The sequence below is a fragment of the Pseudoalteromonas sp. SWXJ133 genome, assembly GCF_015864365.1.
Taxonomy (GTDB): domain Bacteria; phylum Pseudomonadota; class Gammaproteobacteria; order Enterobacterales; family Alteromonadaceae; genus Pseudoalteromonas; species Pseudoalteromonas arctica.
Window position 1 is genome coordinate 166,254 of the sequence record NZ_JADYXJ010000007.1, and the last position, 23,505, is coordinate 189,758.

20 protein-coding genes and 1 other annotated feature are annotated in these 23,505 nt (G+C 38.2%); of the genes, 6 read left to right on the forward strand and 14 right to left on the reverse strand.

Annotation, left to right across the window (positions count from 1 at the left end; genetic code table 11):
• Positions 1–2: 2 nt before the first annotated feature.
• Positions 3–896: a DMT family transporter gene (locus I6F40_RS07760; protein WP_166376786.1), complete on the reverse strand. Its 894-nt coding sequence runs from the start codon at positions 894–896 to the stop codon at positions 3–5.
• A gap of 216 nt (positions 897–1,112) precedes the next feature.
• On the opposite strand from I6F40_RS07760, the gene tyrP reads away from it, so the two are divergent.
• Positions 1,113–2,315, forward strand: a complete 1,203-nt coding sequence (gene tyrP / locus I6F40_RS07765; RefSeq protein ID WP_166376787.1) for a tyrosine transporter TyrP — start codon at positions 1,113–1,115, stop codon at positions 2,313–2,315.
• Between the two features lie 84 nt (positions 2,316–2,399).
• Here tyrP and I6F40_RS07770 read toward each other — a convergent pair whose 3' ends face one another.
• The 4 genes from I6F40_RS07770 to I6F40_RS07785 form a co-directional block, all read right to left on the reverse strand.
• Positions 2,400–3,590 carry an amino acid aminotransferase gene (locus I6F40_RS07770; protein WP_166376788.1) on the reverse strand — a complete coding sequence of 397 codons (1,191 nt, stop codon included), beginning with the start codon at positions 3,588–3,590 and terminating at the stop codon, positions 2,400–2,402.
• 80 nt (positions 3,591–3,670) lie between these two features.
• Complete coding sequence (locus tag I6F40_RS07775; RefSeq protein WP_166376789.1) at positions 3,671–4,330, reverse strand: GAF domain-containing protein; 660 nt, start codon at positions 4,328–4,330, stop codon at positions 3,671–3,673.
• Positions 4,331–4,386: 56 nt separating this feature from the next.
• Positions 4,387–6,036, reverse strand: coding sequence for a SpoIIE family protein phosphatase (locus tag I6F40_RS07780; RefSeq protein ID WP_166376790.1), 1,650 nt, complete (start codon positions 6,034–6,036; stop codon positions 4,387–4,389).
• Positions 6,036–6,341, reverse strand: coding sequence for an STAS domain-containing protein (locus tag I6F40_RS07785; RefSeq protein WP_002962948.1), 306 nt, complete (start codon positions 6,339–6,341; stop codon positions 6,036–6,038). The genes I6F40_RS07780 and I6F40_RS07785 overlap by 1 nt, the downstream gene beginning before the upstream one ends.
• Before the next feature lie 135 nt (positions 6,342–6,476).
• On the opposite strand from I6F40_RS07785, the gene I6F40_RS07790 reads away from it, so the two are divergent.
• Entirely contained in the window at positions 6,477–6,806 is a 330-nt protein-coding gene (locus I6F40_RS07790) for a stress response translation initiation inhibitor YciH (RefSeq protein WP_166376791.1), read from the forward strand.
• Positions 6,807–6,816: 10 nt separating this feature from the next.
• Here I6F40_RS07790 and I6F40_RS07795 read toward each other — a convergent pair whose 3' ends face one another.
• Positions 6,817–9,831: a bifunctional diguanylate cyclase/phosphodiesterase gene (locus I6F40_RS07795; RefSeq protein WP_166376792.1), complete on the reverse strand. Its 3,015-nt coding sequence runs from the start codon at positions 9,829–9,831 to the stop codon at positions 6,817–6,819.
• Between the two features lie 192 nt (positions 9,832–10,023).
• Positions 10,024–10,141 (forward strand) — a sequence feature (Phe leader region).
• Between the two features lie 44 nt (positions 10,142–10,185).
• On the opposite strand from I6F40_RS07795, the gene I6F40_RS07800 reads away from it, so the two are divergent.
• Positions 10,186–11,343 (forward strand): chorismate mutase, encoded by a 1,158-nt coding sequence (locus I6F40_RS07800; RefSeq protein WP_166376793.1) that lies wholly within the window; start codon positions 10,186–10,188, stop codon positions 11,341–11,343.
• Between the two features lie 127 nt (positions 11,344–11,470).
• Here I6F40_RS07800 and tyrA read toward each other — a convergent pair whose 3' ends face one another.
• The 6 genes from tyrA to ffh all read right to left on the reverse strand — a co-directional run bounded on the left by tyrA (position 11,471) and on the right by ffh (position 16,435).
• Positions 11,471–12,604 (reverse strand): bifunctional chorismate mutase/prephenate dehydrogenase, encoded by a 1,134-nt coding sequence (gene tyrA, locus I6F40_RS07805; RefSeq protein ID WP_166376794.1) that lies wholly within the window; start codon positions 12,602–12,604, stop codon positions 11,471–11,473.
• 228 nt (positions 12,605–12,832) lie between these two features.
• Positions 12,833–13,192 carry a 50S ribosomal protein L19 gene (gene rplS / locus I6F40_RS07810; protein WP_007581406.1) on the reverse strand — a complete coding sequence of 120 codons (360 nt, stop codon included), beginning with the start codon at positions 13,190–13,192 and terminating at the stop codon, positions 12,833–12,835.
• A gap of 33 nt (positions 13,193–13,225) precedes the next feature.
• Positions 13,226–13,993, reverse strand: coding sequence for a tRNA (guanosine(37)-N1)-methyltransferase TrmD (gene trmD, locus I6F40_RS07815; RefSeq protein WP_166376795.1), 768 nt, complete (start codon positions 13,991–13,993; stop codon positions 13,226–13,228).
• The gene (rimM, locus tag I6F40_RS07820) at positions 13,993–14,529 is read right to left on the reverse strand and encodes a ribosome maturation factor RimM (RefSeq protein ID WP_165734760.1); all 537 of its coding nucleotides are present in this window, start codon (positions 14,527–14,529) and stop codon (positions 13,993–13,995) included. The genes trmD and rimM overlap by 1 nt, the downstream gene beginning before the upstream one ends.
• Positions 14,530–14,546: 17 nt before the next feature.
• Positions 14,547–14,795 (reverse strand): 30S ribosomal protein S16, encoded by a 249-nt coding sequence (gene rpsP, locus I6F40_RS07825; RefSeq protein ID WP_002962192.1) that lies wholly within the window; start codon positions 14,793–14,795, stop codon positions 14,547–14,549.
• A gap of 260 nt (positions 14,796–15,055) precedes the next feature.
• Positions 15,056–16,435, reverse strand: coding sequence for a signal recognition particle protein (gene ffh / locus I6F40_RS07830; RefSeq protein WP_007581399.1), 1,380 nt, complete (start codon positions 16,433–16,435; stop codon positions 15,056–15,058).
• Positions 16,436–16,688: 253 nt separating this feature from the next.
• On the opposite strand from ffh, the gene I6F40_RS07835 reads away from it, so the two are divergent.
• Complete coding sequence (locus I6F40_RS07835) at positions 16,689–17,495, forward strand: cytochrome C assembly family protein (RefSeq protein WP_024589411.1); 807 nt, start codon at positions 16,689–16,691, stop codon at positions 17,493–17,495.
• A 61-nt stretch (positions 17,496–17,556) separates the two neighbouring features.
• On the forward strand, positions 17,557–18,825 hold the full coding sequence (locus I6F40_RS07840) for an HlyC/CorC family transporter (RefSeq protein ID WP_007581396.1): 1,269 nt from the start codon (positions 17,557–17,559) through the stop codon (positions 18,823–18,825).
• 48 nt (positions 18,826–18,873) lie between these two features.
• Here I6F40_RS07840 and I6F40_RS07845 read toward each other — a convergent pair whose 3' ends face one another.
• On the reverse strand, positions 18,874–19,485 hold the full coding sequence (locus I6F40_RS07845) for a transglycosylase SLT domain-containing protein (RefSeq protein ID WP_166376796.1): 612 nt from the start codon (positions 19,483–19,485) through the stop codon (positions 18,874–18,876).
• A 145-nt stretch (positions 19,486–19,630) separates the two neighbouring features.
• The gene (gene gshA / locus I6F40_RS07850) at positions 19,631–21,208 is read right to left on the reverse strand and encodes a glutamate--cysteine ligase (RefSeq protein WP_166376797.1); all 1,578 of its coding nucleotides are present in this window, start codon (positions 21,206–21,208) and stop codon (positions 19,631–19,633) included.
• Between the two features lie 605 nt (positions 21,209–21,813).
• Between gshA and I6F40_RS07855 the strand changes: the two genes are divergently transcribed.
• Positions 21,814–23,361 (forward strand): methyl-accepting chemotaxis protein, encoded by a 1,548-nt coding sequence (locus I6F40_RS07855; protein ID WP_166376798.1) that lies wholly within the window; start codon positions 21,814–21,816, stop codon positions 23,359–23,361.
• The last annotated feature ends 144 nt before the right edge of the window (positions 23,362–23,505 follow it).

The following is a 23,505-nucleotide window of genomic DNA, read 5'->3' on the forward strand; positions in this document are numbered from 1 at the left end:
AGCTAATTTGCGCTTACTTTACTGCGTTTTAAAAACTTATCACCAAATTGAAAAAAGCCCAGACTAATTAAAATAATAACCGCACCAATTATTAACTCTTGGCTTAATGACTCATTATTTAGCCAAGCTCCCAAGCCTAACGCAAAGCTAGGAGTTATAAGTGTAGTAAGTGATACCGTGCTTGCATTAAGGTTTTGCAGCACATGAAAATACGCCAAAGCCCCTACTAAAGATCCAAATATTCCTAGATAACCAATAGCCCACAATGATTTTGCACTCCAGTTTTGTATATGCAACTCACCATCTAATAACCACCAAGCAATAAAAAAGAGTGGGGTTACAAAAACTAAGGCACCAAATGTTGTTGCCATAGGATGAATCGCAATCTGCACACGCTTGATCATCACACCACTTAAACTAAAAAAGCAGACAGCCATAAACACATAAAGCAACCCAAGTCCTTGAGTTTGCGAGTTTTGTACTTGGTTATAACTAACAAAATATAAGCCAATTAAGGCGCACGCTAACGCAACTAATTTAATCGGGCTAAATTTAGGTTCATTTAATAACTGCTGAGCAAGTAACCCCGACAAAATAGGTGCAAGGCCAAACATAAGCGAAATAATACCCGAAGGGACTGTTTTAGCTGCCATATAGCTCAACAACATACCGCCAAAAATACCTATACTCGAATAAAAATAAAGTAAGCACGCATTTTTGCTCCAAGGTACTCTAATGTTTGTTATGGCAACAATTAAACCACCTAAAAACAACCCCACCAGCATACGCATTAATACAGCAAGCGTTGGCGATACTGTTTCACTGCTCCACACAATCCCTAGAGGTGTAGTAGACCAAATGAGAACCATAAAAAAATACGATGCTTTTACCGGCACATGCCAATCCTTAGCGTTTTATAACGCAATCCAACGTACATAAAATTATACCCTCACCACCCTATTTTAATACTTTTAAATGCATACAAGTCCTTAATAAATACAGTTGTAAATTGTAAGTTACATTTTAATACTGCTCTTTTATTACAAAACTATTTGAGATTTGAGTAACTAGTTATATCGTGCATGTATATTAATAATAATTAAGGTAATTAAGTGCTTAAAAATAAAACAACTGGAAGCATGTTAATTGTTGCAGGCACCACTATTGGTGCGGGTATGTTGGCATTGCCAATTGCATCTGCCGGGCTTGGGTTTAGTACTGCGCTTGCATTAATAATTGCTAGCTGGTTACTAATGACCTACACCGCACTACTCATGTTAGAGCTACACCAGTATGCACCACGCGATGCTACATTAAATACATTGGCTAAATTATGGCTTGGAAAGCGCGGACAATACATCGCGAATTTTTCGATGATTTTTTTATTTTATGCTTTATGCGCTGCTTATATTGCAGGTGGTGGTGCACAACTTCAAGCGCGTATAAATATAGGCTTTGATGTAGATATAGCCCCACAGTTTGGCTCTGTGATCCTCGCTGTTATTATTGCAAGTGTGGTAACACTAGGCACTAGCAAGGTAGATAAACTAAATAGAGTGTTATTTACAATAAAAATTATTGTATTAGCTAGTTTGTTTTACATGCTTACCCCTTATGTACAAGGTAAGCACTTATTAGAGATGCCCGTAGAGCAAGGATTAATCCTTTCGGCTATACCGGTTATATTTACTTCGTTTGGTTTTCATGGCTCTATCCCTTCTATTGTTAAATATGTTGGTGTAGAAATAAAAGTACTGCGCAAAGTAATGATTGCTGGAGCCGCCCTACCTTTAGTTATTTATATTTTTTGGCAACTACTTAGCCAAGGTATTATGAGTCAAACTGATTTACTCAACAGCGAAGGTCTTAATGGGTTTGTATCTAGCGTGGCTAGTATTGCGCATAACCCAAGTGTGGCAACGGCCGTTAAGTTATTTGCTGATTTAGCACTTGCGACATCATTTTTAGGGGTGAGCTTAGGGTTATTTGATTTTTTTGCTGATGCATTTAAAAAGGGTGACAATAAAACAGACCGAATTAAAACGGCTTTAATTACGTTTATTCCGCCACTTGGCTTTGCATTGTTTTATCCTCAAGGCTTTATTATGGCCTTAGGGTACGCTGCAATAGCACTTGTCGTCCTGGCAATATTTTTGCCTGTAGCAATGGTTTATAAACAGCGTACAACATCAAATAAAACAGGCTACCAAGTTAAAAGTGGGAATGTTGGGCTTGGTATAGCGGCTATATGTGGCATAACTATTATTGCTGCGCAGTTTATGCAAATGGCGGGGCTTATTCCTGCTATCGGTTAAAGGTTGCTGCTGTTTGTTTAAATTTAGATAATAAAAAACCGCACATCATTAGTAATGATGTGCGGTTTTTTATATTAACTGCGTTTATTTACAAACGTCAGCTACAGCATTTGAAAAGTATTCAATATTTGAATGACTAACACCTGCAACATTTACGCGGCTAGAGCCAACTATGTAAATGCCGTATTCTTTTTGTAGGCGAGCAATTTGCTCTTTATTAATACCTAAGAAAGAAAACATACCGTTTTGGCGTTCAATAAATGAGAAGTCTTGAACAATATCTTTAGTTGCTAAGCTTTCTTTAATTAAGCTACGTAAGCCATTTATACGACTACGCATTTCATCAAGCTCAGAGTGCCACAATTGTGTAAGCTCTGTACTGCTTAAAATAGTATTAACAATGTCAGCACCATGTGCTGGCGGCATTGAGTAAATACTACGTACAACGCTTAACATTACCGAGTTTGAAATATCTGCTGTTGCGCTGTCTTTTGCAATTAGTGAACATGCACCAATACGCTCGCGGTATAAGCCAAAGTTTTTAGAACATGAAGAACAAATAATTAGCTCTTCCACTGCATCGGCTAAAATACGTAAGCCACGTGCATCTTCTTCAAGTGAAGCACCAAAGCCTTGGTATGCAATATCAACAAGTGGTGTAAAGCCAACTTCTTTTGCCAGTTCGGCAACCGTGTTCCACTGTGTTTCGTTTAAATCCATACCGCTTGGGTTATGACAACATGCATGTAGTAAAACCACATCGCCTTTAGGCACTTGTTTAAGTGTGTTGATCATTTCATCAAACAGTAAATCTTTATTTTCGTAATCGTAATATGGGTATTCTTTTACTGTTAAGCCTGCAGCTTCAAACAAGCTAATGTGGTTAGCCCATGTTGGGTTAGTTACCCAAACAGTCGCGTCTGTATTACAACGCTTAATAAATTCAGCTGCAACACGAAGTGCACCCGTACCACCTGGCGCTTGCGCAGTACGTACGCGATTTGCTAGCAATGCTTGATGCTCGCCTAATAGTAACTGCTCCATTTTTTGGCAGTAATCTAAATTACCCGCTAAACCAATATAAGATTTGCTCATTTCGTTTTCAAGACGAAACGCTTCAGCTTTTTTAACCGCTTTAAGAACCGGTGTATTGCCTTGCTCATCTTTGTAGACACCTACACCTAAATCAATTTTATTAGGGTTTGTATCTTGTTTATAGGCCGCCATAAGGCCAAGAATAGGATCTGTTGGTAATGGTTTTAATACTGAGAACATTGGCTATCTCTTATCGTTATTTAGGGGTTAGCTGTTAAGCTAAGCTTAACATAAAAGCACATCATATTGACTAGCGTTATTTACGCTAGAAAGTGAGGAATTTTAATACAACATGCAATTAAAACGGCAAGCGTCTTTTCATCAAAAAAATCATTTTTAAAGGCTTCTGCATCTACAATACCAACACATTCATTTTTTGCGTTGAATAAAGGTAAACAAGTTTCTGACTTAACTTTAGGATCGCATGTGTAGTATTCACCGCCTTGTGATAAATACGCTTCAACGTTATTAATAATGCGACCTTGATGAGATAGCGCAACTTGTACGTTATTACTCCCTGCTGCAAATGCTTGCGTTAAAGGAAACAACGGGCGACTAGGCGCACCATGATAAGCTAATTTTAATAGTTGATCACCTTCAGGGGTATTAGTTGATTGATAAATACCATACCAATCAACGCCTGTTTGCTGTTCGATGTAGCTTACAATACTTTGTAAATTAGCTAACTTAAGTTGTGTTTGCTCATCACCTTTAAGATAGTCAGTTAATTTGAATGGCTCATCTTGTAAGTAACCAAATAAACTACACGCTCCGCCCTCGCCAAGCTCAGGTATTTGATACTCCCAACGCACATCAGGTAAAGTTGAGTTTGTAAGATGCAGATCAAGCTTTTCAAGCTCTGTTGCAATCAAAGTAGGATTAGCACTTAATTGTGCTTGTTTTAGGTAAGAAAAAATCATTTGGCCATCCATACATCTAAAGTTTCGAGAATAATAGCATGGATATTTTTACAGAGCTAGCTCAACTTGTAGCACATTTCAACTTGGTTACCACTGGCGTTATAAGTAACTTTTTCGGCTATTTCTTCTAATAAAGACACGCCTCTGCCAAATTCGTTATTAGCCTTTGCCAACTCATCGTGCTTACTACTAAACCCTCGGCCTGAATCGCAAATAATAAAATATAAACTGAGCGTGTCGGGGCAATAGCGCATATCAATAATAATCATGGCATCTGTAAGTTTAGCAAGGGCAGCCTCTCTCAACTCGTAATATCTAAAAAAACCATCTTCTTGTTTTTTAATTTCTGAGTTAAGGCCTAATACACCATGATCAAGCGCATTGTTATAAGCCTCAGACAGCAGTAAAAATATATTAGAACGATGAGTATTTAGCCCCTCAACACTACTTAAAATATTAACGACATCGTAAACGGGGTCTGTTTTTTTTATTTGCTCTGAGTTTAAGCTCAAAGACAAATTAAAAGCCAAAGTAGAAAATGCTTCTCGCTCTTGTTCCTCAGGAATTAAAGGCAGGCAGTTTAGTAAAACAATGCTTAAATCGTCTTGCTGCTTAGTACCATCTGCAAACTTAGTAACATTAGCAACTATGCCTTCACTACTAATCATCGATTTACTTTTTAAGGTTTGTAAAAAACGCTCTTCCCCAAAAAATATATCCTCTTTGTTTGCTGTTTCTATAATTCCGTCGGTTGCTAATACTAGACGTGTATTACTATTTGTTTCAAAATGAATAACTTCATATTCAAATTCTTGTTCATCTAAAATCCCTAGCGCCATATGCTGTGATTCTAATGTTTGTTTTACATTACCGTCTTTATCTATTAGGTAGGCATCGGGTAAGCCGCCCATCCATGCAGAAACACTTTTACCTGATGCACTAAGCTCTATAATGGTTGCAGCACAAAACATATGCCCAGGTAGTAGGTTGTACAGTAGTGTATTTAGCTCACAGGCAATATCGTTAACCGCCATGCCTTTTTGTACCATAGTATAAAAAACACGAGAAGTTGGTAATGCACCAATAGCTGCAGCAAGGCCGTGACCCGTAAAATCTCCCAACATGCAATACAAATTACCGATTGGGCTTTGCGCTACTAAAAACATATCGCCGTTAAACATAGAGGCCGGTGATAAATTAAAATCTAAATACTCTTTAAACTTACCTTGGTTTTCTAATGAGTTATTAAAGATATGTTCAATTATTTCGTGTTCACGTTCAATTTGATTGTGATGATATTCAAGCAGTTTTTTTTGTTGATTTGCTTTTTTACTCAGTTCTCTGGTGCGAATATGTGCTTTAAGTTTTGCATGCAGAATAACTTTTTCAAATGGTTTATGAATAAAGTCATCACCACCTACTGTAAGGCAGCGCTCAAAGCTTGCTTGATCTTCTAAGGAGGTTATAAAAATAATCGGTAAGTAAACTTCACTATACTGCTGCTTTATTTTTTCAGCAGCTTCAAAACCATTCATTACAGGCATTAAAACATCGAGTAAAACAACGTCTATTTGCTCTCTTTTAAGTACATTAAGCGCATCTAGCCCGTTATAAGCCACTGATATTTTATAACCCTCTTGCTCAAGCATTTTACTTAGTAAAATGCGATTGAGCGCCTGATCATCCACAATTAACACATGTATCATTAGCTAATATCAAACTTCTTATCAAAACGTGAAATTTGTAGAATTTTTCTAAGCTGTGGTTGGCAATTGCTTATTTCGATAGTTTTCACTTGGCTATCAATGGTTTTTTTCATATTAAGTAACATGCCAAGTGCTGAGCTATCCATGTAGTCAGTCTCTCTTAAATCGATAATAACCTTTACAGTTTTTTCGCTCATTTGGGCGTAAGCTTGGCGAAAAGATTGCACTAAATTAAAGTCAAATTTACCTTTGATTTGTATTGTTAATGTAGTGCCATCGACTGATTCATTCTTAGTTAAACTCATATTAAACTCCAATAATATTTCCTTTGAACTAAATATAACCTGTTAAAAGTATTTAGCAAAAAGAAAAACACACAACTTCAAATTTGCTATCATTTACGCCAATATTTAATTAATTTTTATCCATAAAGGTAAGGTATGAGTGATAGTCACTTAGTATATTCAACAAGTACTGGTCGCATTGACCAGCCAAAACCAGAAAAAGAGTTAGTAGCCAAGCTTTTTAAAGATGGTTTTATTCGTATTGAACGTCAAACAAAAGGGCGTAAAGGCAAAGGCGTAATGTTAGTTGTAGGCATTGATCCAAAAGATCACGATTTAAAAAAGTTAGCTAAAACTATAAAAAGCAAAATGGGCCAAGGCGGCGCAGTAAAAGAAGGCATTATTGAAGTACAAGGTGATGACCGCGATAAACTAAAAGCCATTTTAGAAGCGTTAAAATTTAAAGTTAAAATTGCGGGTGGTTAACCCGCATTTATTAATCATTTAATTTGCTATTTGGAAGCTCGCCTAACTTTTCATATAAACTTGGTAAGTCATACTCTGGTATTGGCGGACTAAAATAATATCCTTGCACAATGAAACAATTATTATTTTGTAAAAATTGCATTTGCTCTATTGTCTCAACCCCTTCAGCGACCACGTCTAGCTTTAACTTTTGTGCCATAGCAATAATAGCCGCAGTGATTTCCATATCATTTGTATCCTCAGGGATATCTTTGACAAATGAACGGTCGATTTTCAATATATCGACCGGGAATCGTTTTAAGTAACTAAGCGACGAATAGCCAGTACCAAAGTCATCAATAGAAATAGATATACCTAAGGCTTTAAGCTCATGGAGTTGAGTAATTGCAGCTTCAACATTTCCCATTAGCATACTTTCGGTCAGCTCTAAATGAAGGCGCTTAGCCGAAACACCCGATCTAATTATAATTTTACTCAGTGTTGAGACTAAGTTTGAGTCTTTAAACTGACGAGCCGATAAGTTGATCGATATATTATTTTCTAGGCCTTGTCCTGTTAACCTTACGGCAAAATCACAAGACTCTTTAAGCACCCATTCGCCTAGTTCAACAATAAGACCCGTAGCTTCTGCAATAGGAATGAATTTATCTGGAGGAATTACGCCTTCAGTTGGATGGAACCATCTTAATAGTGCCTCATAGCCAACTACCTGATGGGTACGACTGTCAACTTGGGGTTGGTAGTAAACTACAAACTGTTTTTCTTTTAGCCCTATACGTAGCTCATTTTCAATAAATAAACGCTCATTAGCAGCTGCGTTCAATTCTTGGCTATAAAAATGGAATGTATTACGCCCTTTAGCTTTTGCCTCATACATTGCTAAGTCAGCATGTTTTAATAACTGATCTTCCTCGAGGCTATCGTACGGAGCCATTGTAATACCAATACTCGCGCTCACAATAACTTCATTGCTACCTAGTTTAATTGGGACATTCAATGTTTTTTGAATTGTATTGGCAACATCTGTCGCGTGCTCTTGGCTTTCTATACCACTGAGTAATACTGCGAACTCATCACCACCTAAACGAGCTATGGTGTCTTCTACTCTTAAGCGTTTTTTAAGCCTATTTGCCACTTCAATTAATAATTGGTCGCCAGCATCGTGGCCTAATGTATCGTTAATACGTTTAAATTCGTCTAAATCAAAGTAAAATAATGCAAACGCATAGTGCCCGCGCTCAGCCAATGCCATGGATTTTCGCAATTGCATTCTGAAAAACGTTCTGTTGGCTAGGCCTGTCAGAGTGTCAAAATAAGCGAGTTGCTCCATTTTACGCTGGCTTTCTTTCACAAACGAAATATCTTGTGCAGATGCTACATAGCTGGTTATTTCACCGCCCTCTTCACGAATTGGCGAAACACTTAGAGACACCCAGATCGGCACTTTATTTAAGCCTGCTATTAACGTGTCACCGCGCCAGTAATTACGACTGCGCAATTCAATATCTATGTCTTCCACTAAAATAGACATTTCTGGAGCAATAATATTAAGCAATGGCGCTCTATTAAAGTGACTTTCTGGATAACCTGTCATTTCGAGCATTTTGGGGTTTACGTATTCAATTACAAAGTTTTCGTTAGTGATTACTACGCCAGTACCCGAGAATGCTACAGCTTTAGATAATCGGTTAGCTGCTTTTTCAGCAATTTCTTTTTCCGTAATTCTCTGGTTTAAGCCATCGATAAGTTTGCGAATTTCTACCGTCATGTCTCTAAATGAGCCATTAAGCGTGCCAATTTCATCTTTGTTTTCTGGTGGGAATTCTGTAGTTAACTGACCTTTGCCAAAACTTGTAACTGCATAGACTAATGTGTGTAAACGACGAAGTACTAATTGATAAAGTGCTTGATGAAGCAACAAAGCGACGAGTATTGCATATAAAATAAAGAGTCCAAAAAATTTCATTTTTAAGTCTTGTAATGCTGATAACGTAGATGAACGCTTTTTATATACGCCTATATACCAATCTAAGTCATCAATTTTACGGATATTAATAATATGCGCTTCATCATTTAGTTTAAATGAATTTGCGTATTCAGGTAACTTCACCGCAACTACATCATCAATAATCGACTGGAGCGCTGGGTTCACAAATTCGTTAGTAACGAGTGCTTTATTATCACGACCATAATCAGCTAATAAAGCAGGATTTAGATTAGGATGTGCTAACAATTGTCCTTTACTATTAAAAACAAGTAGATGCTTTTCTTTATCGCCAACAGGTAAAAACGAAATAAGCTTATTGAGGGAAATATCGCTTCCCGTTACACCTAAAAACTCATTATCTATATAAACAGGGACTAATAAGCTTATAACCCATTTTCTCCATACTGTATCGTAATAAACTTTTGACCATGTAGGCTCTCGTACTGTTCCTAATGTACTTTTTATGTGTTTATACGTTGTTTCATCCGTAACCCTAAACCCAGATGGTGCGTTTAGTGCCCAATTTGGAGGAGAAACACGAATAAAATCATCATCGGTTATTAGATAGAAGTTAAAAAAGTCATGTACCAGAGTCGGAGAAATTATACGCCACAACATTTCAGAATCATTAAATAGGCGTTTATAAAAAGGAGAGTAATTTTGCTGTGGTAAAAATGCGGCTGATAAACCGTCAGCTGAAGCGCTTCGAATTGTACCATCACTATTAAATTTTAACTGTGATTTACTACTTAAATTAATTGGTGAATTAGGTTGAAAAAGTTGCTCGATTACTACTTTATTAGCTTGCTGAGCAATATTTATTTTTGTTTTAATGCGCTCATTAAATTGCTTTACTAATAAATCTGTCGAGCTTTTCAACACCCCGTGCTCTTCAAAAACAAGTTGTTTTTCTTCTGATTTGAGCATTAAGGCAGCCGCACATACTCCCGCTATTAAACAAATAGCAGATATGAGTAGCGATAGTTTTACACTTAAAGAATTCAATCCAAAACGCGATGGAGGGCGTCTGTAAACCACAGGTCAACCTTAATCATTAGTAGTTGTTATTATTTGAACCAGTTAACGAAATATACCAGATCCGCATTCATATTTATAAATTATTTGTAAACTTTCTATAAAAACTAAAATGAAGAAATAAATAGTACTCTAAGCTTATTTAGATCTTTATTGACATTGTTAGCAACTCTCCATACATTAACTGTATGAACACATTTATCTCTCGCACTTTTTTTTCGTTTTTTAGCTTCTTTATATAGAAGAGGCTTCCCTGTTTGTGAGATAAAATCAATCGAATAGTAAAGCCTCCCAACCGGGAGGCTTTTTTGTTTTTGCTGTGTAATAACAGCTTACTTTTGGAATGAGGATACCAAAATGACAAATGATGTTTTAAATACCCTAAGACACGATATAAATGAAATAGACTCCGATTTACTCGTGTTATTAGCTAAACGTCGTCGCATTAGCCACGGCGTGGTTGAGTACAAAATTGCTAACAACAAACCAATTCGCGATGAAGTACGTGAACTCGCACTTTTAGAGAAACTGATTGGTTATGGTAAATCACTAGGTTTAGATGCTTACTATGTGAATAATGTTTTCCAAACTATTTTGGAAGACTCTGTTTTACACCAACAAGCAATGCTACAAAAAAACCTGAATCCAGATGCCCTTAGTGAAACACACCGTGTAACTTACTTAGGTGGTCAAGGCTCTTATAGCCAACTAGCATGTCATAAATATTTTAGCCGCCGCCCGGGTAAATTAGTTGAAATTGGCTGTACATCGTTTGACAAAATAACAGGTAAAGTAGAAAATGGGCAAGCTGATTTTGGTTTATTACCCATTGAAAACACAAGCTCTGGCAGTATTAACGAGGTGTTTGACTTATTACAGCACGCGCAAGTGTCCATTGTTGGAGAAGTAACTCACAGTGTAGAGCATTGCTTACTCGCAAACCCTGAGACTGAACTTAGTCAACTAACAAAAATATTTGCACACCCACAACCATTTGCACAGTGCAGTCGCTTCTTGCAAGGCTTAGGGGATTTACAACACGAAACATGTGACTCAACATCAAGCGCACTACAATCAGCTCTGAACACACCATACAGTGCTGCAATTGGATCTGCACAAGCGGGGAAAAATGTAGGGCTTGAGGTTATTAAATCAAACCTAGCTAATCAAAGCGAAAACCATAGCCGCTTTATTGTTGTTGCACGTAAGCCTCTACAAGTGTCTAACCAAATACCAACTAAAACTAGTTTGATCATGTCGACAAAACAGCAAGCGGGCTCACTAGCCGATGCGTTAATGATTTTTAAACAGCATAAGATTAATTTAGTAAAACTTGAATCTCGCCCTACTCCGGGTAATCCGTGGGAAGAAGTTTTTTATGTTGACCTAGAAGCAAACTTAGCCGAAAGCCAAGTAAAAGAAGCGCTGGAAGAACTTAAAGAGCACACCCAATATGTACGTATTTTAGGATGCTACCAAAGCGAGTCATTGCAGGCAGTAAGCGTTAATACTTAATAAGCAATTTTATAAATCAAAAAGGGCCGATACAGGCCCTTTTTCGTTAACTAGTACCAGTCTGCATAAATATTTTAGCAATTTAACGAATTAAATCCCCATACTTAAGCAAACGGTATAACAAATATTAATCTAAAACTTTTGAATCATTCGCTTTATTTAATAAGCTTCTGCTTTGCGTTAAAAAGTGTTCTGTCGAGTCAGAAAAGTAAACTTTCGCCTGCGCAAAAGAATCAATAAGCGCTGCTTTATCTCCCGCTTTTAATTTTGCTAATGTACTTGCAAAGGTATCTTGGTACTGTGCAAGTAAGGTTTCTACATCATCGAATTGTGCTAGCATAATATCTGAGTACAGCTCAGGCGACTGTGCAAATAAACGCCCTACCATCATCAGTTCTAATTGATATATAGGTGACGAGCAGCTACGTAATTCTTCTAGTGTATGACTTTGTTTTGCTAAAAATTGTCCGTACACAAATGTCGTTAAATGGCGCATTACCTGAATAATTTGCATTGCTTCATCATGCTTTTTAGCATCAAGCTCAACAAGCTGACAACCCCATACTTGTAACTGTTGTAACAAGCCTTTTGCCGCTTGGTGCTCTCGCCCTTCACATACAACCACAGTTTGTTTTACCCAGTGTGATATATCAGGCCCAAACATTGGATGCAAACCAACCACAGGACCACTGTGCGCAGCTTTTAATGCTTTAATAGGCGACTGCTTTACCGATGTAATATCTACAAGTAAACTGTCATCATCTAGTTTAGGTAACTTAGCAACGACAGCATCCAATGCATTAATAGGTACGCTAATCATTACCAGCTTGGCACCTTTTAAAATACTTTTAGCATCGTTTTGCTGATCTTTATCTAAGATTTTAACTTCGTAACCTGAGCGAATAAACTGCTGTGCAAATAACTGGCCCATGGCACCTTGACCACCCACAATTACAATTGGCGAAAGCTCTGGCGCTGCGCATGCAAGTTTTGCTTGTTGGTTTTGATAAGCTTCTCGCATCATGCGTCTTAGTATATCTTCCACGAGATCTGGGCTTACATTTTGATTTATTGCTTCTTGTCGTCTTGCCGCTAATAGCTCTGCTTCACGGACAGGTGCATGTAAAGGCGCGCCTGTTTGTTGTTTTACCTCACCAATTTTTTGCGTAATACCATTACGTTTAGCGAGTAAGGCAACAAGTTGTGCATCGCATTCATCTATACCTTCTCTTAGCTGTGCTAAATCACTTATGTCAGCCACGTTCGTCCCACCTTAAAAAACCAAATAACGTAAATATAAATTTACATAAAAGTAAACTAATCAATACGATAAATACTAACAGGATCAGCTAACTGAGAAAAGGCTAAAGCGGAAATTTTACTAATGAGGAATTGAGAATTGAGAATTGAGAAAATAATATTCTAAAACCAAAACGGGTTGCAACCCGAAGGATGCAACCCGTTTTTTTGCGTTGATAAACAGCGCGTATTAGTTAAGTTTTTCTCTAATACGTGCAGATTTACCAGAACGCTCACGTAGATAGTAAAGCTTAGCACGGCGAACTGCACCGCGACGCTTAACTGTTACGCTATCAATAAGAGGGCTGTGCGTTTGGAATACACGCTCAACGCCTTCACCGTTCGAGATTTTACGAACAGTGAATGCTGAGTGAAGACCACGATTACGCTTAGCGATTACAACACCTTCAAAGGCCTGTAGACGCTCTTTAGCACCTTCTTTTACTTTTACCTGTACAACCACTGTATCACCAGGGCCAAATGCAGGTACGTCTGTTTTAAGCTGCTCATCTTCAAGCGCTTTAATAATATTTTGGTTTACTTTTGCCATTATGTTTCTCACTTTCCTAGGTGTAACTGTCTTCTAGCCACAAGCTTTTTGGTACTCTTGCTGAAATTTCGCGAGTAATACCGCTTGCTCCTCAGTCAGAGCTAGGTTATGCAACAAGTCAGGACGTCGTAGCCAAGTTCTGCCTAATGACTGCATAAGCCGCCATTTTGCTATCTCTTGGTGGTTGCCACTGAGTAATACAGCAGGAACCTGTTTGTCGTCCAATGTTTCTGGTCGTGTATAGTGTGGACAATCTAACAAGCCATCCGAAAATGAATCTTGTTCTGCTGACTGGTTATGACCTAATACACCTGGCACTAATCGCGCTACTGCGTCAATTAATGTCATGGCAGGTAGTTCACCACCACTCAAAATAAAATCACCAATTGACCATTCTTCGTCAACATATGATTCTATTATTCTCTCATCTATACCTTCATAGCGACCGGCAATCAAAATCAGTTTTTTAGAGTTAGCGAGTTCGCTAGCACCTTGCTGATCAAGTTTGCGCCCTTGCGGGGACATATAAATTACTTTAGCACCATCACCAGCTGCTTTTTTAGCTTCGGCAATCGCTTTTTTTAATGGTTCAACCATCATTAACATACCAGGTCCGCCCCCGTAAGGACGGTCATCTACGGTTCTATGCTTATCTAAAGCGTAGTCTCGCGGATTCCAGCAGTGAAAATCAATTAAGCCATTTTTTACTGCGCGACCGGTAACACCTTGGTCTGTAATAGCGTCAAACATGTCTGGAAAAAGGCTTATCACCCCTACCCATAATGAACTAGTTTGCGTCATTAAAAACCAGGATCCCAGTCTACGGTAATTTCTCTTGCGTCGTATTTAACGTCTTTAATAACTGAATCAGTTAAAAAAGGAATCAAACGCTCAGCTTGACCAAATGCGTCTTTACTGTTTGCTTTAACAACCAGTACGTCATTTGATCCTGTCTCCATCAGGTCATCAACAATGCCTAAGCTATAACCTTTATCGGTTACAACAGACATGCCAATGAGATCTCGCCAATAGAACTCACCTTGCGGGAGTTCTGGTAAATGCGCTGCATCCATTGAGATTTCAGCATGGGTATAAGCCATTGCTTCGTCTCGGTCGTTTACCTGCGCAAATTTAGCGATAAAGCCTTTGTTGTGGCGACGCCAGTCGACCACTTCTAAGGACTGCCATTTACCTTGCTGCCCTATCAACCACGGGCTGAAATCGAAGATCCCTACGGGATCATCAGTAAATGAATGTACCTTAAGCCAGCCCTTTATACCATATGGGGCACCGAGCTTTCCTACGACAATTATTGATGAGGTGTTCTCTTGACTCATGGTTACACTTACGCCTATTAAGCCGCTTTACGAGCGTCTTTTACTAACTTAGCTACGCGATCTGAAAGAGATGCGCCCTGACCTACCCAGTGTTCAACACGTGGTAAATCTAAACGAATTTTTTCTTCTTGACCTGAAGCAATTGGGTTAAAAAAGCCTACTTTCTCGATGAAGCGACCGTCACGCGAGAAACGGCTATCCGCAACCACAATTTGATAGAAAGGGCGTTTTTTAGCGCCACCACGTTGCAAACGAATAGTTACCATACCGTCCTCTATAAAGATTGACTGTTTTCATTAATAAGATTTACTCCCCAGAATGGGGAGCTGGGGAATTGTACGAGTTTTTGGCAATAACGCAAGTAAGAAGTGAACCAAAAAGGCAGTTTAGTAGGTTAAACCGTGATCTCAACGACAAATAAGAGTTAAAAGTGTATTACATGCATAATTTATTCAACAAAAAAGGAGCTATTTGCTCCTTTAAATATGATTCGCTATTATTTTAAAAAGTAACTTAATGGTACTTTTTAAAATTTAGGACCGCCGCCGCCCATCATTCCAGGTGGTAACATGCCTTTCATACCGCGCATCATTTTAGTCATGCCGCCTTTACCTTTCATTTTTTTCATCATTTTTTGCATTTGCGTAAACTGCTTAAGCAACTTATTAATCTCTTGTACTTGTGTACCAGAGCCAGCTGCTATGCGTTTTTTACGCGAACCTTTAATGATTTCTGGGCGTGCACGCTCTTTTTTAGTCATAGAGCTAATAATAGCTTCCATTTGGATAAATGTTTTATCACCCATTTGACCTTTAACAGCATCTGGTAAGTTAGACATACCGGGGAGCTTATCAAGCATTGACATCATGCCACCCATGCTTTTCATTTGCTTTAATTGGTCAGCAAAATCATCAAGAGTAAAACCTGCGCCTTTAAATACTTTTTCAGCAACTCTAGCAGCTTGCTCTTTATCTACTTTCATCTCGACTTCTTCGATTAATGAAAGTACGTCACCCATGCCTAAAATACGCGACGCTATACGGTCTGGGTGGAAAGGTTCAAGTGCGTCAGTGCGCTCACCCACACCCATAAACTTAATAGGCTTGCCAGTGATGTGACGAATAGATAAAGCAGCACCACCACGCGCATCACCATCGGTTTTTGTTAATATAACACCGGTAAGTGGTAATGCTTCGTCGAATGCTTTAGCTGTATTCGCCGCATCTTGACCTGTCATTGCATCAACAACGAACAAGGTTTCAATTGGATTGATTGCTTTATGAAGATCTTTAATTTCATCCATCATGTTGCTATCAACATGTAGACGACCTGCAGTATCAACAAGTACTACATCTATAAATTTCTTTTTAGCATGAGAAATTGCAGCGGTTGCAATATCAACTGGCTTTTGCGAAATATCACTTGGGAAAAAATCAACATCAACTTCTGCTGCAAGCGTTTCTAGCTGTTTAATAGCCGCAGGGCGATAAACATCGGCACTTACTACAAGTACTGATTTCTTTTTTCGTTCTTTTAAAAACTTAGCAAGCTTAGCTACACTGGTGGTTTTACCCGCACCTTGTAGACCCGCAACCATTACAACGGCTGGCGGTTGCGCATTTAGACTTAGCTCTTCATTAGCCTCGCCCATTGCTTTTTCTAGTTCTTCACGCACTATTTTTATAAATACTTGGCCTGGGCTTAAGCTTTTTGTAACTTCAACCCCAACTGCACGTTCTTTAACTTGTTTTACAAAGTCGCGAACAACAGGCAATGCCACATCGGCTTCTAAAAATGCCATACGCACTTCGCGAAGTGTGTCTTTTATGTTGTCTTCCGTCAGACGGCCACGGCCACTGATATTTTTTAAGGTTTTACCTAATCGTTCTTGGAGGTTCTCAAACATGTAACGGTTCCGATAAGACGTTTATATCAATCCATTTAAATTTCACGATTAATTTGATTTTTCAATTAACCTAGATTGACTTATTAAGTTTCAATTAAAAGTAGTATACCGTATATGGCGTCTTACAATATAGTGTTCAAGTGCACCTTGATGAGTTTCTTTTTTTAAGGTCTATGCATTTGCTTTGCTATAAAATACAATGGCTATATAACAACAAGGATTATTTTGTCTCAAATTAAGTGGCCCAAGCACAATGCTGATTATTAGTTTAACTATTATTGCCAGTTTATTTTATGTGTTAGCAACGTCTCACGTGCTTTCACGCCTGTTTCATCAACAAGGCCCAAGCCAAAAAGTAACCGTTATTTTAAGCACGGTTGCTATAGTGGCGCACATGCTGCTGTTAGTTAACTCTGTTTTTAGAGCCGACGGTCAAGATTTAAGTATCGTAAACGTCGCTCTTTTGACGTGCTGGGTGATTGTGGTCTCGGTGACGGCTGTCTCGCTAAAATTCCCTGCAACTTTATTGTTGCCCGTTGTTTATGGTTTTGGTGCCTTACTAACCATTGCCAGTTTATTTATACCTCATCATATTTTATTGCAAAGTATTAATATTGAGGTGGGTTTAGTAACGCACATCTCTTTATCTTTGTTAGCCTACTGTATTTTAATTATCGCTACTTTATACGGTGTACAGTTTTACTTTATTGATAAACGTTTAAAACGTAAAGATTTAGCAATTGTGCATAGCCATCTTCCGCCTTTAATGGTTGTGGAGCGCCAGCTTTACCAACTTCTTAATTTAGGCACTATATTACTCACATTTGCATTACTTTCAGGGTTTGTATTTCTTGATGGAATGTTCGCTAAAGAGTTCATTCATAAAACAATATTATCGTTAGTTGCGTGGGCTATTTTTACCGTTGTAGCTATCGGGCATATGAAAAAGGGTTGGCGCGGTAAACCGGTGGTTATTACAATCATGGTCGCTGCATTTGTCCTCACACTCGCTTATTTTGGCAGCCGTTTTATACAAGAAGTGATACTAAATAAGTTTTAACTTGACTCTGCTTGCTCACTCTAGCTTAATACGCATTGATTTATAAGAAAAGGATCCATCGTTGGACGACATATCGACAAGTACCCTATTTATCATTTTAGGTTTTTTGGTGCTTTTTTCTGCTTATTTTTCTGGTTCAGAAACCGGAATTATGTCAATCAATCGTATACGCCTGCGACACCTCGCTAAAGAGGATCATCGTGCAGCTAAACGAGTCAGTAAATTACTTAGCCGTCCAGATAGGCTCATCGGTTTAATTTTAATCGGTAATAATCTTGTTAATATAGCAGCAGCCCAAGTTGCAACCATTATAGGTATTCGCCTTTACGGTGACCTCGGTATTGCAATAGCTACAGGTGTGTTAACTTTAGTCGTGCTTATATTTGCTGAAGTAACCCCTAAAACCCTTGCTGCTCTTTATCCTGAAAAAGTTGCCTTTCCAAGCTCTATTATTTTAAAAGGGCTACTTAAAATAATGTTCCCTTTTGTGGTTGTTATTAACTGGATGACCAACGGAATATTGCGATTATTTGGTATTAGTGCCGCACAAATCGACGAACACAGCATGAGTAAAGAAGAATTAAAAACAGTACTCAATGAGTCAGGCGCACTTATTCCTGCTCGTCATCAAAGTATGCTGACTTCAATTTTAGATTTAGAACAAGTAACCGTTGAAGATATTATGATCCCACGAAACGAAATTGTGGCCATTGATATAAATGACGATTGGAAACTAATTAGTCGCCAGCTTACCCATGCACAACATACTCGTGTGTTGTTGTATCGCGATAACATAGATGATGCAGTAGGTTTTATTCACTCACGTGATGCGCTTCGTCTACTTACAAAAGAGCAATTTGATAAACCATCTTTGCTACGAGCTGTACGTGAAATTTACTTTATCCCTGAAGGAACATCACTAAATACTCAGCTATTAAAGTTTCAGCAATCTAAAGAACGCATAGGCTTAGTGGTAGATGAGTATGGCGACATCCAAGGCCTAGTGACCCTAGAAGATATTTTAGAAGAAGTTGTTGGCGATTTCACAACTACGCAAACTCGTACGCCGAGCGAAGAAGTAGAAACACAAACTGATGGCTCATGTATTGTGGATGGCGGCGCTAACGTACGCGATTTAAATAAAGAAATGGGTTGGGATTTCCCGCTCGATGGACCTAAAACTTTGAGTGGTTTAATTGTTGAATACTTGGAGAATATTCCTGATGCAAATATTAGTTTGCGTATCGCGGGATATCCTATTGAAGTACTCGAAGTAAAAGAAAATATGATAAAACAAGTGAAGATACTGCCGAATAAGCGTTCTCGCTAAATAAAAAAGGAGCCAATTGGCTCCTTTTTTATATCCATTAATAACTATCTAGCCAAATATAAGACGCTCAAACCAACCTTTATCAAGCTCGTCTTCACAGCGCTTTAATTGCGCGCCATAACGGCTCGCTCTGTGTTTAACTTTGTTTGCTACACCCATTAACCACTTTTTCTTTTTGTACGTGCCACGCTTATATCCACCCCAACCTTCATGGTAATTAAGGTACTGTGCGTAAGCATCCCATTTAGAGATTTTATTTACCTTATGGGTTTTATAAACAAACCACGCCATAAAGTCGATTGCATCGTCAAAGTCATCTCTATCAGCACCGTTGTTGCCTGTTTCACGAATATAATCAGACCATGTTGGTGTTTTAGCTTGCGAGTAACCGTAGGCATCACTTGCGCGACCGGTAGGAATTATCCATAAGAAGTACTCCATAGGCGGAGCGGCATCATGCTTAAATGAGCTTTCTTGGTACATCATACTCATAAGTACATGCTTGGGAGAACCCCATTTTTCTTGTGCATCTTTTGCGTCGAAATACCAATCTGGCTTTTCTTCAAAGATTTTACATAAATCGTTAGGTTGCTTTGGAGGTGCTGTAGCACAACCGGCTAAAGTAATGACGAGAGATAGGATAATTGCATTTTTTTTCATTTTTCTAAGATCTCACAGAACTTTTTTATAAAGTGTGGGTCTGACTCAATGAATGCAGCAGTACAGCATTAATTCATCCCTGAATATATTTACGCAGCCAACTTAGGCTGCGTTTTTTTTGCTTAAAAGTTGCTAAATACCAAGGTTATTTACCGTCAAAATACGCATCTAAAAACGCGGTAAATGACTGGGTATCTGCTTGCTCAATTGCAGCTTGTGCTTCGTTAGACTCTACAACTTGTTGTTCCAGCCAAGGCTTTAAAAACTCGCTGTAGTCAGTGTCTGCGTGGCTTTGCTTATATTTACTAGCCAATGCTAGTGCAAAGTGGCCGTTGTCTAAACCAGACTCTTTTAATTGTGACACGTAACGTCCAGAGTAAGTAAACTCTGGATTATGTATCCACGTTGCCATGCGCTTTATAGTATCTGAGTAATAGTTAACACCATAAGCATTATCCATCCATTTAGCGACATCTGTAAGCTGGGTAAATATTTCATCGCCCCACGACTGAAGGCTACGCTGTGTGTTATTAAAGTTAAGCATTAGCCCTTCTTCTCGACCTTGGTTTACTACTGTATCGAGATTTTCAGTACTACGTGCTTGTTCTTTCCAATCCATTGGAGCTGAATCTTTTAATAAACAATACGTTAAAAACACATCTAAAAAGTGAATTTGCTCAATATCAATACCAACTTCGCTAAACGGGTTAACGTCTAATGCGCGAATTTCTACGTATTCAATGCCTGCTCGAAGCAATGCATCCGTTGGCGTTTCGCCACTTTTCGCATTACGCTTAGGACGAATTGGCGAGTAAAATTCGTTTTCAATCTGCAGAATATTTTTATTTAACTGCTTAGGGTTTTCACTCTTGTAGTCATCAAGATCACCATAAATTTCTGATGGTGTGTTGATTGCTTTTTTAAGGCCCGCTACATATTCATCTAACGAGTTATACATTACGCGTAGTGACGACTGAGCGCTATTTGTATAACCTAAATTACCTAAACGCAGTGCTGTACCAACTTCTAAGTAAAGCGTGCCTTTACCTAGTTTTTTAAATGGTAAGTCGGTTTTTCGCCCTTGCAAAAATGAGTTACACAATGCTGGCGATGCGCCAAACATGTAACTTATTAGCCATAGTTCGCGTTTAAAGTTACGAATAAGCGATAAGTAACCTTCTGAAATAAAATCTTGAAGGCTTGCATTGCTTTTTTGTAAAGAATAAAGTGACTGCCAAAGCGTATCTGGGAATGAAATGTTAAAGTGAACACCTGCAATTGCTTGCATCATACTACCGTAGCGATTTTTTAATCCTTCACGGTATAGTGTTTTCATTTGACCAGTATTTGAACTACCAAATTGAGCTAGCACTATATCGTCTTGGTGCTCAATAAAACACGGCATACTAATGGGCCAAAGTAGTTCATCGCCCATTTTTTCTAGAGTGAACTTTTGAAGGTCTTTTAATTGCTTAAGCGTTTGCGTTGACGATTCACTAACTGGAGTAATAAATTCAAGTAAAGACTCAGAAAAATCAGTTGTGATATGGCCGTTAGTTAACGCACTGCCCACACCTTTTGGGTGACCTTGAGGTGATATTGCACCATTATCTTGTATTCTTAGCGACTCTCGCTCTATGCCACGTTTAATGCCTTTAACTGCATGTTGGTGCTCATTTACTGATAACGCTTCAAGTGCGTTAGCTAAATCATGTGTTGTCAAAAAATCTTTCCTCGGGCCACGTGGCTTAATCATAAGGTTATGGGGGCTAATTACTTAGACTCAAGATTAATACCAATTTTATTGAAAATATGATCATTCTATCGCATTAAATAGCGCGCTCACTGCCTCAGAAATTATTCATATAGAACAACTACATGTCATAATTTCGCCTTGTTATTGTGCTATTTTCTTAGCGCTATAATAGATCACTTATTTAATGCAACTGGTATAAATTGCTAAGAACAATATAATTTTTCAAAACCCATAATTATCTACCCACTTAATATATGTGTTTGATATGACCAACATCATTATATTAAGTCGTAATATTATATTAAGTCGTAATATTGCCATTGCTCAGAGCATTATACAAATGCTTTAAATGCGTATTGAAGTATAAATTAAATACTCAAAATATAAGCCTTAAATAACAGACCGGAACTTATTCAAAATAACTTCAATTTAGCTACCCGATATTTAAATTTGATCTAGATCAATAAAAACAATTATTTAACTTATGAGCATAAAAGGAAATACACTATTTTTTGCTTTATATATTGTAACCAATATAATGACAGCAACAATAAAGGATGATAATAAATATAATGCACAATAATAAAAGCTTAAAAAATGAAGAAGTATACTTTGATGAGTCACAAGAGCTTGTTTCTACTACCGACCTCAAAGGTGTAATAACGTACGTCAATCAAGAGTTTTGTTCCATAGCCGGGTATAGCGCGCAAGAGCTTATTGGTCAGCATCATAATATTGTTCGTCACCCTGATATGCCAAAAGCGGCCTTTAAAGAAATGTGGGCAACATTAAAACAAGAACACTCGTGGCGCGGCATGGTTAAAAACCGTTGTAAAGATGGCCGTTATTATTGGGTAGATGCCTTTGTAACTCCTATTTTTGAACATGGCCGACTTGTTGGTTATCAATCTGTAAGAACCAAAGCGAGTTCTCAACTTAAACAACGTGCACAAACTCTTTACAACAAAATAAATACCAACAAGTCATTATTTAATCTACGAGAACACACCACAGTAAGACAAAGCATTACTTTTATATGCCTATTACTTTGGCTAATTTTTCTTGCAGTCACAGGATCAATCACTATAGCTGCAATTAGCCTATTTGTTTGCGCTTTAGTTATTGCACTAAATTATGACGAACTCATTGTTACTCCTAAAATATTACGTGAACAAAAAGCAAAAGCCGATTCAGTCTCTCGCTATATTTACAGCGGCCACACACCCCACAGCATAAGTGATTATAGAGAGCAAATGCTGAGCGCAAAATTGCGCACGGTTCTTGGCCGTATGAAAGACTCTACATTAAGCTTTAATGGCATTGCGACTGATCTAGATAAACAATCAGCACTTACTGAAAAAGGCATTTCTTCGCAAGGTGAGCGTTTAGAACAAATTGCATCAGCGATGACTCAAATGAGCTCCACCATTGGTGAAATATCAGTAAATACGGCTCAAACAGCTGATAAAGTGAATAACACTCATCAAAGTTGCTCTGAGATAAAAGACCATATTGCAGATAATAGTAAAATGGTATCTGATTTAGCTTCTCAAGTAGAAAAGGCTGCAACCACAGCCACCAGCTTAGCCTCTGAAGCCGATAAGATTGGTAAGGTAATGAGTGAAATAGAGGGAATTGCCGATCAAACTAACTTACTTGCTCTTAATGCAGCGATTGAAGCAGCTAGAGCGGGAGAACATGGTCGAGGCTTTGCTGTCGTCGCCGACGAGGTAAGGACTCTTTCGTCACGCACTCAAAATGCTACGACACAAATCCATAGTTCTATTAAAGAAATACAAGACACTTTATTTAGCTGGTCCAAAGTAATGCAAAGCACTAAAGCACAAGCCGATAATTGTGTGCTGACAACCGATAAAACCCAAGTTGAATTAGAGGGGATTTTTATCCAAATCAGTGAAATATCTCACTTGGCAATACAAATATCATCCGCTGCAGAAGAGCAACAAATGGTTAGTAACGACATTAGTAATAATGTTTCGCAAATTAAAGACTTTGGTGATAACAACTTAAGTTTAAGCTTTAATGTGGCAAAAGGTGCTGCTGAACTTGTTGAAGGTTCACGTAGGGTGAACGATTTATTACTCACCTTTAAAGTTTAAAAACGTTAAAAAGCCGCTATTTCAGCTAACACCGATCAGTTAAGGTATTTTTGATCGGTTGACCGATCTTTTGGTTGCTTCACAATACCCTTATCATCTTTTGATTATGAGGGTATTTTTATGCTCAGTCATTGGTTACTTGAT